This window comes from Pseudomonas sp. S2_A10, from assembly GCF_054668465.1.
In genome coordinates, this window is record NZ_CP162773.1 from 2,260,288 (window position 1) to 2,274,014 (window position 13,727).

The 13,727-nt window shown below is 60.5% G+C and carries 8 protein-coding genes, 1 tRNA gene and 3 pseudogenes; 1 reads left to right on the top strand and 11 read right to left on the bottom strand.

The annotated features are described in order from the left end of the window. Positions 1-19: 19 nt before the first annotated feature. From AB4N41_RS10365 to AB4N41_RS10415, 11 genes and pseudogenes are all read right to left on the bottom strand, one after another. Positions 20-1,443, bottom strand: a pseudogene (locus AB4N41_RS10365) (L-lactate permease). A gap of 15 nt (positions 1,444-1,458) precedes the next feature. Then, positions 1,459-2,073: a glutathione S-transferase family protein gene (locus AB4N41_RS10370; RefSeq protein WP_056787214.1), complete on the bottom strand. Its 615-nt coding sequence runs from the start codon at positions 2,071-2,073 to the stop codon at positions 1,459-1,461. Then, positions 2,070-3,851 (bottom strand): FAD/NAD(P)-binding protein, encoded by a 1,782-nt coding sequence (locus AB4N41_RS10375; protein WP_252877261.1) that lies wholly within the window; start codon positions 3,849-3,851, stop codon positions 2,070-2,072. The genes AB4N41_RS10370 and AB4N41_RS10375 overlap by 4 nt, the downstream gene beginning before the upstream one ends. Then, complete coding sequence (sbnB, locus tag AB4N41_RS10380; RefSeq protein WP_252877262.1) at positions 3,845-4,876, bottom strand: 2,3-diaminopropionate biosynthesis protein SbnB; 1,032 nt, start codon at positions 4,874-4,876, stop codon at positions 3,845-3,847. Before sbnB ends, AB4N41_RS10375 begins: the two co-directional genes overlap by 7 nt. Before the next feature lie 5 nt (positions 4,877-4,881). Then, the gene (gene sbnA, locus AB4N41_RS10385) at positions 4,882-5,856 is read right to left on the bottom strand and encodes a 2,3-diaminopropionate biosynthesis protein SbnA (RefSeq protein ID WP_252887170.1); all 975 of its coding nucleotides are present in this window, start codon (positions 5,854-5,856) and stop codon (positions 4,882-4,884) included. Between the two features lie 821 nt (positions 5,857-6,677). After that, positions 6,678-7,235, bottom strand: coding sequence for a Panacea domain-containing protein (locus AB4N41_RS10390; protein WP_231990984.1), 558 nt, complete (start codon positions 7,233-7,235; stop codon positions 6,678-6,680). 317 nt (positions 7,236-7,552) lie between these two features. Next, a tRNA-Phe gene (locus tag AB4N41_RS10395) sits at positions 7,553-7,628 on the bottom strand. A gap of 91 nt (positions 7,629-7,719) precedes the next feature. After that, positions 7,720-7,991 (bottom strand): annotated as a pseudogene (locus AB4N41_RS10400) (oxidative damage protection protein). Further along, entirely contained in the window at positions 7,988-9,055 is a 1,068-nt protein-coding gene (gene mutY / locus AB4N41_RS10405) for an A/G-specific adenine glycosylase (protein ID WP_095181066.1), read from the bottom strand. Before mutY ends, AB4N41_RS10400 begins: the two are co-directional and overlap by 4 nt. Continuing rightward, the gene (locus tag AB4N41_RS10410) at positions 9,052-11,268 is read right to left on the bottom strand and encodes an AsmA family protein (protein WP_056787222.1); all 2,217 of its coding nucleotides are present in this window, start codon (positions 11,266-11,268) and stop codon (positions 9,052-9,054) included. Before AB4N41_RS10410 ends, mutY begins: the two co-directional genes overlap by 4 nt. Before the next feature lie 78 nt (positions 11,269-11,346). Continuing rightward, positions 11,347-11,561: pseudogene (locus AB4N41_RS10415) on the bottom strand (acetyl-CoA sensor PanZ family protein); the annotation flags it as partial. A gap of 231 nt (positions 11,562-11,792) precedes the next feature. Here AB4N41_RS10415 and AB4N41_RS10420 point away from each other — a divergent pair. Further along, positions 11,793-13,457, top strand: a complete 1,665-nt coding sequence (locus AB4N41_RS10420) for an OFA family MFS transporter (RefSeq protein ID WP_016772126.1) — start codon at positions 11,793-11,795, stop codon at positions 13,455-13,457. Positions 13,458-13,727 lie beyond the last annotated feature (270 nt).

The following is a 13,727-nucleotide window of genomic DNA, read 5'->3' on the forward strand; positions in this document are numbered from 1 at the left end:
TGTGATGATTCGAAACAATTCACAGAAAGTAGAGCAAAACGATCCCCGTTGCAGCAACTATGACGATGTTCAGCGCCACCAGACCGAAGGCGAAGCGGATCAGGCTGTTTTCTTCCTGGCGGTTGGCCCCGGCAAGTCCGGTGATCAACGACAGAATCGACAGCGAGCCAAGTGCGCCATGTCCGGCGGCGCTGTTGACCATTGCCGCCAGCCACGCCCCGTGTTCGCTGCTCAGCGCGGCAATGGACGGCATCACCAGCGTGTTGCCGCCGACGTTGGAGCCGGTGACATAACCGGCAATCCCTGCCAGCAGGGCGATCGTCGGCGCCAGCGAAATACCCGACATGGATTGCAACGCGCTTTGCGCCTCGACGAGGAATCCAGCGTTGACCATCACCTGGGACAGCAGCAGGAACAGGAAGATTGTCGTGACCGGAAACTTCGCCCGGTTGAACAGCGCTGGCCACGGGAAACCCGCGCTCGCGGTTTGCCTGAACGCCATCAGCACGGTCACGATCAGCAGCGCCAGCCCGGGAGACGCCAGCGGCTTCCATGAAACGTGTTCGCCCCTGACGACCCATAGACCATCCCAGCCCGACAGCACGAACAATCCGCGCGACGCCACAATCACTCCCAGCAAGGCCAGATAAGGCCATGCCGCGCTCGGCCAGCGCACCAGTTTTTTCCGTTGCGCCCAGGAGATGCCCAGGCCGACGCAAGCCACGGCCAGCCCGGCCAGCACACCGGAGACTTCCGGGCCGACCCACAGGTTGATGGAAAACAGCACGGCAACGAACAGGGCGGTCACGACGATCAGCCCCAGCCACGGAGTAATCCTGCGGATGCCGGCCTGCCACAAGGCCAGCGACGCCAGGCAGAGGAACACCGGCGCGCTGATCAGCGCTGAATGACTACCGAGAGTTTGCGCCGGTAAATGTGCCAGCAGGGCACCGATCACCGTTGCCAGACCCAGCGTGCCCCACGGCATGATGACCATGCCGGCGAGAGCGATTTTCATCCCCGACTGGCGAGTGAAAAGCCCCATCAGCAGCGGCACCGTGGCGATCAGCGAAACGCCGAAGCCGGTCATCGCTTCCAGCAGCGGCGCCAGGCCCAGCACGATGAAAATCACCTGCGCCGGGGGGTCCAGCCGAGTTCCTTGACCCACGCGCCGATGGCCTGCGGTGCACCGCCGCGCTCGACCAGAATGACGAAGGCCAGCCCCGGGACGATGACGCACGCGGTGCTGAGAAACAGGATCGTGGTGTCCTGAAAAATCGCCGAGGAGATGGCCGCCGACACCGGCCCGGCAGCGCCCAGTGCCCACAGCACCAGCACCAGCACCACACCGGCCAGCGCGGCCTGTACCGGCGGACGCCGGAGGATCAGGATCAGCGCAATCACCAGCGCGATCGGTGACATTTGCAGCAAGAGAGAGCTCATAGCGGTTTCCTTGGCTTAATCGTGCGTCTGTCCGCTGTACTCGGTCGCCCGCATGGACGCGCGCTGGCAGAACGTCTGGTACCACTCGCTCAGGCGTGCTTGCGCCGAGAAGTCCGAGAGTTGACGGAAAGCGATCCAGTCCAGCGCGGTCGCCAAGGCGATGTGGCCAACGGTGATCGGGCCATTGAGGTCGACGTGCTCTTCGATGAAGCGATACGCCTCCTTGAGTTTGTAGGCCTGGCCGTCCGCGTACGCCGGATAGCGCAAAGCCTCGGGGCGCCGCTCGACTTCCCAGCGCAGCTTGATGCCGACGTCGCACATGCCCTGCGCCAATGCCTGCAGGCGCAGCGCCTTGTAGCGCTCGGGGCCGCTTGCCGGGATGAATTTACGCCCGTTGCTCAGGTCATCGAGGTATTCGCAAATCACGATGGAATCGAACAGTGCGCTGTCGTCGGGCAGCATCAGCACCGGCACTTTACCCAAGGGGTTGGCCTGGTAAATGGTCGCGTTCGGTGAAGTCGGGCTGGTCTCGTGATGTATCACCTCAAGGCTCGATGCGATGCCAAGTTCGTGAGCCAGCACCAACACCTTGCGGGCGTACGGCGAATGCGTCTGATAGTAGAGTTTCATGCGCGAGTTCCTGTCTCAAGGATGGCGGTGGCGACTCGATGGGCGTCCATGAACAGCCGCGAAGGTGCGCCCGCCGAGGTGACGTAGTGGTTGTAATAGCAAGAACCTTCGGCGAGCGGTCCCAGCACCCAGATGTCACGCACCGCTTCGCCGCTGTTCGACTTGGGGTTGGACGCCGCGTCGACATCGATGCCGTCGATGCCCGGCACATCGGTGCGTGGACGCACAAGGCCCAGGCGCGCGAGGTCGCGCACAGGTGCGCAGTCGCTGTGGCTGACGCCGCTGCTCTGGACGTAACCGGCGACTCGCTTGAAGTGATCGATCGCGGGGCGTGAGCCGGGCTTGAGGAAGGTCAGCAAACCGGCATCACACAGCGCGAGCAGATCGGCGTGGCGCTCCTTTTGCGGGCCGGCGACCAGACGGTTGATCGCCTTGTGCCAGCGGCCATAGAACTGCCGATGCGAATCTTCGGTGAGCCCGTCGAAATCCACCGCTTCACGCAGCCGGTCACGCAAGTCGCGCCAGACTTCGATGGCGGCTTTGATCGGCGACGCGCCGCGTCCCAGGCGTGCTTCATGCAAGTCGGCTTCGAGGGTGTCGTAAATCCATGCGTGATAGTTGTAAGGCGTGACGCTGTCGGGCAGTTTGTGGCTGATCAGCTCCAGCGGACTGATTGCGCCGGCAATCGCTTCGAACTCGCGCAGCAAGGCTTCACAAGCGGCCACACCGGCAGGGCCGGCAACGCTGACGGTTCTGAGCTGCTCAAGCAGCTGTTGTGGCGCTGAGGGTTTATGCAGAACGGCGACCGCAGCGGCACGCATCTCCAGCAGCATCAGCGGCAGAATGTCCCGTTCGAAATCCAGCCGACGGTTATGCGCGTTGCCCCGCAACGATTCGATGCGCTCGCTCGTGAGCAGCACGGCGCTATGGCGGGGGCAGCCGATCAAGCCATTGGGACGCGTGCGAAACGGCAGCCCGTCCCGCGACTGAATGAAGATCACCGGCTCCTGACCCGACGGCTGGTAAGTGTGACTGCCATCCGCCATGGGTTTGTAGATCCCGCCTCTGCCAGCCGTCAGCGCCGCGAGGGTGTCCATGGCGCCCAGGCCCAACCCTTCGATCAACACCGTTTCGCCGGGCTCGACGGTGGTGAGGCTGCCCGGCAGCGGGTAAACGTTGTCGACCCGGTTCTGCCCCGCCAGGCGCAGGCGTCCGGTGTGGCCAACCGTCAGCACCAGACGATCCACCGTCACCGCAGCGCCGTCGGCGGTTAGCAGAAGGTATTGCTGGTTCTCGTTGCGCTCGACCGCCGTGACCTGATGCCGATGCAGATTGACCGTTACCCAGGCGGGTGCGGTCGCGAGGATCCGCGTGAAGGCGTCGGCCAGATAAGCGCCGAGCAGGTGCCGAGGCAGAAAATCCTCCGGCTCGACGTCGCGACCGTCGGCGGCGAGCAGGCCGCTGTCGGGGTCAACCTTGACGCGCTGTGCTCGGCACCACGCGAGAAAGTCCGGCCCTGGCCGTTCCCGGGCGTCGGTCAGATCACCGAACGCTGCTGCGTCGGGAAATACCCCGAGCTGACCGGCGACGGTGTTGAGCAACAGGTAGTCCGGTTGATCGGGCCAGTGCGCGCCGCTGCCGAGCACGTTGGGCTCGAAGATGTCGATGAACACCGGTTGTTCCGGGCGTTCCTCGGCGCGGCTCAACAGGCGCTCGAATACCGACAATCCGCGCGAACCGCAGCCGACCAGGCCGATGTGCACAGGCGCCTTCACCATCTGCGCTCCTCGCCAAAAAATGACGGGATGGCAATTGCCGTACCGGCCGCCACCGCAATGTCGTGGATCATCCGGCCAATCGCGAGATCGAGAATGCCCATGCCGAATGGCGAATAGATCAGCGGTTTGTCCTGGGCGACATGCAGGTCTCCGCGAATCAGCTGCGCCACTGTGCCGGTGACAAAGTCGCGATGGCCATATTGCTGCTCGGCCAGATGCGGTGAGGTATTGGCCTTCAGGCAATGGGTGATGTCGTCGAAGTAGTTGTAACTTTCCTCGATGATTTCGGCGCCGATATCCCGCAGCGAGATGTTCAGAACAATCTGCCCCGGGCGGAACGTGCCCTGGCCTTTTACGTACGGCTCGCCCGCGCTGGTGGCGAACACCACGATGTCGGCAGTCAGCGCTTCTTCGAGCGACAGTAGGCGTACATCCGGCAGGCCCAGTTGTTCGCCAAATTCCGCGAGGGCTTGCGCCGATTCGGCGTTGAGATCGTGAATGCCCACGCTGTCGAAGGACCAGTCGTCCGCGACGAAAGTCTCGAGGATATTTCTTGAGATTACCCCGCCACCAATGATCGAAAGTGTCGCCGCGTGGCGGTTCTGGCCATTCAGCCACCAGGCACCCAATACCGCCGACGCCGCCGTGCGCACGGCACTGATCAGCGCACCTTCGAGCAGGGCGTAGGGATAACCGGTCTGCGGGTCGTTGAGAATCAGCACGGCAGATGCGCGCGGAATGCCTGACTTGATGTTGTCGGGATAACTGGCAATCCACTTGATCCCGGAGACGGATTGATCGCCCTTGCTGTCGACGATGGCCGCCGGCAGCGCAATGATCCGGTTCGCCGGTTGCGCAGGGAAACGCAGAAAATAACTGTCGGGGTTAACGGTTTCGCCACGCTCGTGGGTCAGGTAGGTCTGCGCCACCATGTCGATGGTTGCATGCCGCAGCCCGTTGAGGATGTCTTTGACGACAGCGCCGGGGATGACGTGGAACGGCTGGATCGGATTCTGTGTGGTCATGAGGATTACGCCGAGAGTGCCAGAGCGATTTCAGGGAAAAGGGGCTGCAGTGCGGTTGCGCCGATCCGCTGGGTGACCCAGTCGTCGGAGTAGATGGTTTCGAGATAGCGCTCACCCATGTCGGGGGAGATCGCCACCACGACATCGTCGGGCCGGATATGCGGCGCCCACTGGCGGATGCCGGCGAGCACAGTCCCGGTGGAGCCGCCGAAGAGCAGGCCGTAGCGTTGCGCCAGCCAACGGCAGACCTTGATCGTCTGTTCCTCGGGAATCGACAGGAAGTCGTGAATGCCCGACGACTCGAATATCTCCGGCAGGCGGCTGGTGCCGAGCCCCGGGATATGGCGCGTGCCGCCCGGCAGGCCGAACGTCACCGAGCCGACGGTATCGACGGCAATGACTTTGGTCTGCGGATGATGTTCGGCGAAGTAGTTCTTGCAGCCCATCAGCGTGCCGGTGGTGCCCGCGCCGACGAACAGGTAATCCACCTGGGAAAACTTGCGCGCGATGGACCTGGCAGTCGCTTGATAGTGGGCGAGGGGGTTGGTCGGATTCTTGTACTGGTTGAGCCAGATGTAGTCGGCGTTGTCAGCGACCAGTTGTTCGATCAGGCGAATCCGCGAATTCAGGTAACCGCCGTTCTCGTCACGCTGATCGACCATGAGCATTTGCGCGCCAAGGGCTTGAATCAGCTTGCGGTTCGGCGCGGAAATATTCGGGTCGATTACGCAAACGAACTTGTAGCCCTTGGCCGCGCAGACCATGGCCAGCGCAACGCCCAGATTCCCCGATGAGGATTCGATAAGGCGGGTCTTGTGGTTGATCAGTCCGCGAACTTCAAGATCAGTGATCAGCGCGTGCGCGGTCTTCAGCTTGATGGAGCCGGCGGGATTCAGTCCTTCGATTTTCAGCTGGATCGTTGCGCTGCAAAGATCGCCGATCTGCACATAACTGTCTTCATTGATGAGTTGCTTGATCATACGTCGTCCGTTTCGCTCTTTTGCCGGGCGCACGGGGGCGCCAGCATTCATCCTGGAATGTTTGAAAAGCAGTAACTGCAGTTCGCCTGTGGGTTGGGTTCAGATTTTTTGCTGGACAGGAAGTGACCTTGCGGGCGACGCCGATCGATTCAAAAAATCAGGGTTTGCGCTCTGAGGGCTACAGGAGTCCAGAGTGTTGCGGGGCGCAAAGTAGAGCCAGTCATTGGCTCGCCAAGGCTTGCTTGAAGTATTGGCGAAACGCCATTCGCGCGGAGAGATACAGATTTCCGGTTTTTTCCAGTACAGCTGGAATCCGGGTGTATCGAAGGACGAAGAGAGGAGGGGGATCAAATCGCAGGCATAAAAAAACCCTGAATCTTGCGATTCAGGGTTTTCGGTATTTGGTGCCCAACGCGTATGTTTTTAGAGATGATTATGACGAATGAATCTGCCGATCTTTCTTGGGAGGTGTATGGAGACATCGAACCCGGATCGAATTCGTTCATACAAATCATCACTTACGGGGTGATGAGCTACGATTTCCCCAGCGTCCACTTTTAGATCAAGCCGAGATGCGTCAAAGACGGCGGCCTCTTTGTAGACTACCCAGCTGTCCCACCGTACGTAAGGGTGACATTCCGTAGTCAAAATGCATGAAGGATCATGGTAAATCCCAGGCTTGATTGAGGAAATGTTTACAGCCAAAACACCGTCGTATCCATGTTCATGTGAATAAACAGGGTTGTTCATCACGATGTGAAGGTGGTTAGCCGGGCCGCTGAGTATCAGTAGAGTTCCTTTCCTTAAAATATTCCCTGGCATCAGATCAACTCAGAAACGGCCCTTCCTAGACTTTTACGCTCAAACAATTCTCGAGCCAGCGCTTCCGCCTGATTCTCGTCCTTGCCTAGCGCCCTGAACACTGCTCGAGGATTGATGGGAGTAGAGGAACGCCCTGGGTCGATCCATTCCGGCAGGTGGTCATGAGTGTAATCCACCAGCTCCCAGCGCTTCATTCGCCCAAACTGATGCCAGACATGATCCATGATCTCAATGTCTGCATCGGACAACTCGTCCAGTTCTTCAATGTCAGTCGGGCCACGGGTCAAAGAGACTTCGAATTGGGCTTCGGAGGTGACCCAGCTTCGCCAGATGGGCGACTGAATTTGACCAGTGATGAGATTAAGCGTTGCAGAGAGGACAGGTCCCTGCGCCATTGAGACATGCGAATCGTGCGAAATGGGGGCGCTATAGCGATCCATCGACTCACGATCCGCTAGGTACAGCAGCTTCATGAGTTTTATGTAGGCCATGCGTCCGCCGCGTCTTTGCAAAAAGTAAGCCGCCATTTGGGCTACTTTTTGTTCGCTGAAGATCACAATTAAACCCCTTTCCCCAATCCATAGGGACATGCTGAAAATGGTGCCGAATTATCGGCTCGGTAATAGGTTAGTCAAGCACAAAATCATCCGGTTCTTCCGAACGGCAGATCCCATCTCCACCTGACGGTTGAAACTGTACATCCGTACAGGTTGTGTCGCAACCGACGGGTTGTCCCATCATCTATAGCATGGCGGTATCTCGGTAGCGAATGTCAGGTATGCAGAGACCAGCCAGATGTCAGGTATTTTCCTCCGGACATCAAATCGCAGGCATAAAAAAACCCTGAATCTTGCGATTCAGGGTTTTCGGTATTTGGTGCCCAGAGACGGAATCGAACCGCCGACACGGGGATTTTCAATCCCCTGCTCTACCGACTGAGCTATCTGGGCAACGGGGCGCATTAAAAGGGTTTTTCGGATTTACGTCAACGACTTTTTGAAAATTTCTTAAATTAATTCCGTCGCTTACGAAATCTGCGGGTTATTCGGCTGGCGGCACGTAGCCTTCGGCCTTGGCGTATTCCTCGCCGGAGAAGTACTTGTCCATTTCGCCCTGCAAGTATTTGCGATCGTCGGCGTTCATCATGTTCAGGCGCTTTTCGTTGATCAGCAGGGTCTGGTGTTTCTGCCAGTCGGCCCAGGCCTTGGCCGAGACGTGGTCAAAAATATCCTGGCCCTTGGCGCCCGGGAAAGGGCGCGCTCCAGCGCGGGCAGTTCTTCTTTGTACTTGCGGCATATTACGGTGCGGGTCATGGCGACTCTCCTGCATTCAATACGGCGGCCGCGCGTTCGAGCAAGGTCTTGACCGGGGCAGCAAGGCCCAGGCGCGGCGGGGTGGCGAGGTTATACCAGAGCCAGTCGGCCTCGGCCACGTGATGGCTGGCTTCCTGCACCTGAACCAGCCACGGTTCGATGGACAACTGGAAGTGGCTGAAGGTGTGAATCAGGCTCGGCAGCGCCTGCTGCTGGCCCATGGTCAGCGAGTGTTGATCGGCCAGATGCTGCAGATCTTCCAGATCATCCAGTTCCGGCAGGCTCCACAATCCGCCCCACAGTCCTGTTGACGGGCGGCGGTAAAGCAGAATCGCGCCTTCGCCGTTGGCGAGCATCGGCATCAGCGTGCGTTTCTGCGGGATGGCCTTGCGTGGCTTGGGAATCGGATAACGTGTTTCCAGACCAAGTATGTGCGCTTCACAGCCACGCTTGAGCGGGCACAGCAGACAGCTCGGCTTGCTGCGCGTGCAGAGTGTGGCGCCAAGATCCATCATCGCCTGGGTGTAAGCGTTGACCCGATCGTGCGGGGTGAAGCGCTCGGCGTTGGCCCACAGCTGTTTGGCGACTTTCGGTTCGCCGGGGTAGCCCTCTTGCGCCGTGAAGCGCGCCAGCACGCGTTTGACGTTGCCATCGAGGATCGGCGCGCGCAGGCCCATGCTGATGCTGGCGATCGCCCCCGCGGTGGACAGGCCGATGCCCGGCAGCTCGGTGAGTTTTTCCACGTCGCGCGGGAATTCGCCAGCGTACTGGCTGACGACGATCTTCGCGGTCTTCTGCAGATTGCGTGCGCGAGTGTAGTAACCCAGCCCGGTCCACAGGTGCAGCACCTCGTCTTCCGGCGCTTCGGCCAGCGCTTCGACTGTTGGCAGCGCCGCCATGAAACGCTCGAAATAGTTGAGCACGGTGCTGACCTGAGTCTGCTGCAACATGATCTCGGACACCCAGACCCGGTACGGATTGATGTCCTGCTGCCACGGCAAATCGTGGCGGCCATGGCGGTCGAACCATTCCAGCACCGCCGTGGAAAACTGCTCCGCTGTCATCGCTTGAACAGCCCCTTCAATGCGTTTTTCAGTTCCGGACTGACTTTGTCGCCCAATTTCTCGTCGATCTTTTCGCTGAGTTTGTTGCCGGCCATTTTGCTGGCGACCTGACCAAGGCGGTCATTGTCGACGCGACAGGCCTTGGCCCCCAGTTCCAGCGGGCCACGGCAGCGCAGCGGCCACTCGATGCCGACGAACTTCTCGCCGACCTGACAGGCCGGGTCAGGCATGGCGCTGGTGTCGCCCTCGACGATGATGCCGACGCGGTAATCCATGCCGAGCACGCGCAGGTCGATGTCGCCGTCACCGTTGACGGTCATGCCAGGGATACGCACTTTCAGGTCGGGGTTGCTGGCGACGCCGTTGCGCACGGTCAGGTTGCCCTTGAGCTCCTCGAACGGCGTGTCCTTGCCCCGAGGCTCGCCGCTAAGGGTCTTGCGGTTGAGGGTGGCGATGCCTTTGCACAATTGCTGTTCAAGATTGGCGTTGAGCAGCACGCCGTTGTTGATGACGAAACTGGCGTTGCCGTTCAGCGTATCGATCAGCGCCTGTTGGCTGTTGCCGCTGCCGGTGAGGCTGCTGGTCAGCGTCACCAGCCCTTTGACCGGTGGAGTCTTGCCCTGGCTTTCGATGATTTTTTCCACCGGGACGCGATTGAGCCGGGTCTGCAGGTTCAGTACCGGCGCGCTTGGGCGCACGTCGAGCGTGCCGTTGGCGACGAAACCGCCGTTGTACAGATCACCGCTCAGGTTAGTCAGTGTCAGCAGGCCGCCCTGACCGGTGGCTTTGAGCGCGGCGTTCTGGATTGGCAGTTTGTCGAGGGTCAGTTGGCCGAAAGTCAGGTCGGCGTCCACGTCCAGTTTGGCCAGGCGCTCGACCGGCAGCAGGCGCTCGGTGCTCCAGGCGGTTTTGCTCGGTTTGTCCGGCAGCGGCGTGGTACCTGCGACGGCGCCGGCCTCGGTGCTGGCGACTTCGGCCTGACGGGTTTGCGTGGCGCTGTTGGCCTGAGCCGATTTCGGTGGCAGGTAGCGGTCGACGTTGAACGTGTCGGCCTTGAGAATCGCGCGCAGCGACTGTTTGGCGAAGTCCTCGACGGCGATGCGGCCACTGAAGCTGCTGTCATCGAGTTTCAGGTTGATGTTGTCGAACGACAGGCTGGTCGGGGTGGCCGCAACGCGGCTGACCAGTTCGACCTTGCTCAGGCTGCCTTCGCCCATCGCCGGCAGTGTCTGGCCGATACTGTCGACGAATTTCGCCAGATCGAACTGGGCGATGGAAATGCCGCCGCTGATCTGTGGCGTCTTGTCGAGGTCGTTGGCTTTCAACTCGCCCAGGGCGCGCAACTGGTTGGCGGAAATTTTGATGCCGGTCCATTCGGCGACGTTCGCTGCTTTATCCAGCAATAACTGCCCTTGAGCGGAGAAGGTCATGGTCTTGCCTTGCAGCGGATCGCCAGCGAGCTCGCCGGTCAGCTTCAGGTCTTCGAACTTGTAGCGTTGCAGGGCGCGCTCGAAGCGCAGCTCGCCGTTGAGCTCGGTGCGCACGCGCAGCACCGGTTGGTTGGTGCCGAGGAACGCGGTGGCTTTTACCGGGATATTGGTCGAGTCGTGCACCGGGCCGGTGCTCAGCTGAATGCTTTCGGCACTGAACTGCTTGCCGGTCAGCTCATCGGTGTATTCAACGCGGGCGTTGTTGACGGTCAGGCTGTCGATGTCGAGGCGGATCGGTTGCGCCGGTTTTTCTACGGCGACGGTCGGCTCGCTGGCGGTCGCGCCCGGTGTGGCGGGTGGAGTCGAGCCAGGCGCCACAGGCACCTTGCCGATGTCTTCCCAGTTGCCGTGGCCGTTCTTGTCGCGGTTCAGGCGCAGGTTGAGGCCTTCGACGCGCACGTCGCTCATCTGCACTTCGCGGCGCAACAACGGCAGCACGCGCACGGACAGGCCGAGCATCTGCAGGTCGGCAAACGGTTCGGCAGGCTTGGCCAGGGTGGCGACGCTGGCTTCGTGCAGTTCCAGACCAAGCCACGGGAACAGGCTCCAGCCGATATCGCCATTGAGCGTCAGCTCGATGTGGGCCTTGTCGCGGGCAATCTGGCGGATCTCGTCTTTATAGTCGTTGGGATCGAAGAGGTGGGTCAGGGCAAAGCCTGCCGCCACAATGATCAGCAACAGCCCGAGAAGTACCAGACCCAGGATTTTGCCGAACGCTTTCATGGGCGAGTCCTTGTAGTTAGTCGAATTGGTCATATGGCCGGGGAGTATAGCGCTGCCGGCGCCCGGTTCGGTGTGGCGTCATCTGCCGAGGGTCGGCGGCGGCACCTGCAACTTCGCCACAGGGCCTGCGCTTGAGGATGCCCGGCGGGCGCCAGAGGGCGCAATCCGGCCCCCGCTTGCGACGCCATTTTTTGCGCTTGGTTCACCCGTCGTTCAGTCACGCCCAGACGACGGGTAACTTTTCGCACGCATAAATGGGACAAGTAGCAAGCGGCGTGGTGCCTTTGCAGACGCGGGGTTGGCGGCTTCCCGAGTCGTACGAGAACAGATGACTTGCAAAAAGGTGATATCAGTTTGGTTTTTCTGTCACCTGAGAATGGTAACCTTCGCCAGTTCGTCCGCCCGTCTGCGACTTAACGTCGCGCCTTCAAGGAGCTTCACCTAAAAAAACGGTCATGCCTGCGTGCATAAGGCCGAGGGTGAGCAGTGGCTGGCGAACCATACTAACAATTGGGGGATACACAATGAGCACGAGCATCACGGCGGACGGCCTCAAAGCCGACCAGCCTGCGTTCCTGTCCAAGGAACGCATCATCGCCAAGCCCGGTTTCAACCGTTGGCTGGTTCCACCGGCCGCTTTGGCCATTCACCTGTGCATCGGCATGGCCTACGGCTTCTCGGTGTTCTGGTTGCCGCTGTCCAAGGCGCTGGGCGTTACCGCGCCGGTGGCTTGCGCGCCGGACATGAGCTTCATCGCACAGGTATTTTCGTCGAACTGCGACTGGCCGATCTCCATGCTCGGCTGGATCTACACGCTGTTCTTCATCTTCCTCGGCTGCTCGGCAGCGATCTGGGGTGGCTGGCTGGAACACGCCGGGCCTCGTAAAGCGGGCGTGGTCTCGGCCTTGTGCTGGTGCGGCGGTCTGCTGATTTCCGCGCTGGGTATCTATACCCACCAGATCTGGCTGATGTGGATCGGCTCCGGCGTGATCGGCGGTATCGGTCTGGGCCTGGGCTATATCTCGCCGGTGTCGACCCTGATCAAGTGGTTCCCGGACAAGCGCGGCATGGCAACCGGCATGGCGATCATGGGCTTCGGTGGCGGCGCGATGGTCGGTGCACCGTTGGCGACTGCACTGATGAGCCACTTCGCATCGCCAGAAGGCGTGGGCGTATGGCAGAGCTTCGTGGCCATGGCGGCCATTTACTTCGTGTTCATGATCGGTGGCGCATTGTCCTACCGCGTGCCGCCAACCGGCTGGAAGCCTGAAGGCTGGACCGCTCCGGCGAAGAAAGCTTCCAACGCCATGATCACCAACCGTCACGTCCACGTGAATGTAGCCTGGAAAACTCCGCAATTCCGTCTGGTCTGGCTGGTGCTGTGCCTGAACGTGTCGGCGGGTATCGGTATCCTCGGCATGGCTTCGCCACTGTTGCAGGAAGTGTTCGGCGGCAAACTGCTGGGCGTCGATGTGCCGTTCGGTCAGCTCGACGCTGGCCAACTGGCCTCGATCGCGGCGATCGCAGCGGGCTTCACTGGTCTGCTGAGCCTGTTCAACATCGGTGGCCGCTTCTTCTGGGCCTCGTTCTCGGACTACCTGGGGCGCAAAAACACCTACTTCGTGTTCTTCGCATTGGGTTTTGCCCTGTATGCGCTGATTCCGAACATGGGCCATCTGGGCAACGTTGCGCTGTTCGTGGCGGCGTTCTGCATCATCCTGTCGATGTACGGCGGTGGTTTTGCCACCGTTCCGGCGTATCTGGCCGACCTGTTCGGTACACAGATGGTCGGTGCGATCCACGGTCGTCTGCTGACTGCCTGGGCCGCTGCCGGGGTGCTCGGTCCGGTGCTGGTGAACTACCTGCGTGAATATCAGTTGAGTATCGGCGTGGAACGCGCTGCCGCTTACGACATCACCCTGTACATCCTCGCCGGCCTGCTGGTGCTGGGCTTCCTGTGCAATCTGATGGTCCGTCCGGTGGCCGACAAGTACTTCATGACTGACGCTGAACTGGCTGCTGAACAGGCGCTGGGTCACGACAAAGGTGCTGACGCCAGCACCGTTCTGGAGTGGAAAGCCGCGCCGGGCACCAAGCCTCTGGCGATCGCGGCATGGCTGGTGGTGGGTATTCCGTTGGCGTGGGGTGTGTGGGTGACTCTGCAGAAAACGGCGGTATTGTTTCACTAAGGTGTTAGCTGAATAAACGCCGAACCTGTGGGAGCGAGCCTGCTCGCGAAGACGGAGCACCAGTCGACATCCATGTTGGCTGGCGTACCGCATTCGCGAGCAGGCTCGCTCCCACATTTGTTTATGGCATGCCTGTACTGGCTTGTATGGACATGTCTACCCGCGACAGCCGGGCGTTCTATCCGTCAGGCATCTCACCTCTCGTGTTTCTGTTTGCCTCCTGCGTGCCTATAATGGCTGCCTTTTTCGCCCAATGATTTTGCGGAGCTG

Bases quoted from the DNA above. Each gene is read 5' to 3' on its own strand.
- AB4N41_RS10370 (WP_056787214.1), bottom strand. From the start codon at position 2,073: ATGAAACTCTACTATCAGACGCATTCGCCGTACGCCCGCAAGGTGTTG.
- AB4N41_RS10375 (WP_252877261.1), bottom strand. From the start codon at position 3,851: ATGGTGAAGGCGCCTGTGCACATCGGCCTGGTCGGCTGCGGTTCGCGC.
- sbnB (WP_252877262.1), bottom strand. From the start codon at position 4,876: ATGACCACACAGAATCCGATCCAGCCGTTCCACGTCATCCCCGGCGCT.
- sbnA (WP_252887170.1), bottom strand. From the start codon at position 5,856: ATGATCAAGCAACTCATCAATGAAGACAGTTATGTGCAGATCGGCGAT.
- mutY (WP_095181066.1), bottom strand. From the start codon at position 9,055: ATGACAGCGGAGCAGTTTTCCACGGCGGTGCTGGAATGGTTCGACCGC.
- AB4N41_RS10410 (WP_056787222.1), bottom strand. From the start codon at position 11,268: ATGAAAGCGTTCGGCAAAATCCTGGGTCTGGTACTTCTCGGGCTGTTG.
- AB4N41_RS10420 (WP_016772126.1), top strand. From the start codon at position 11,793: ATGAGCACGAGCATCACGGCGGACGGCCTCAAAGCCGACCAGCCTGCG.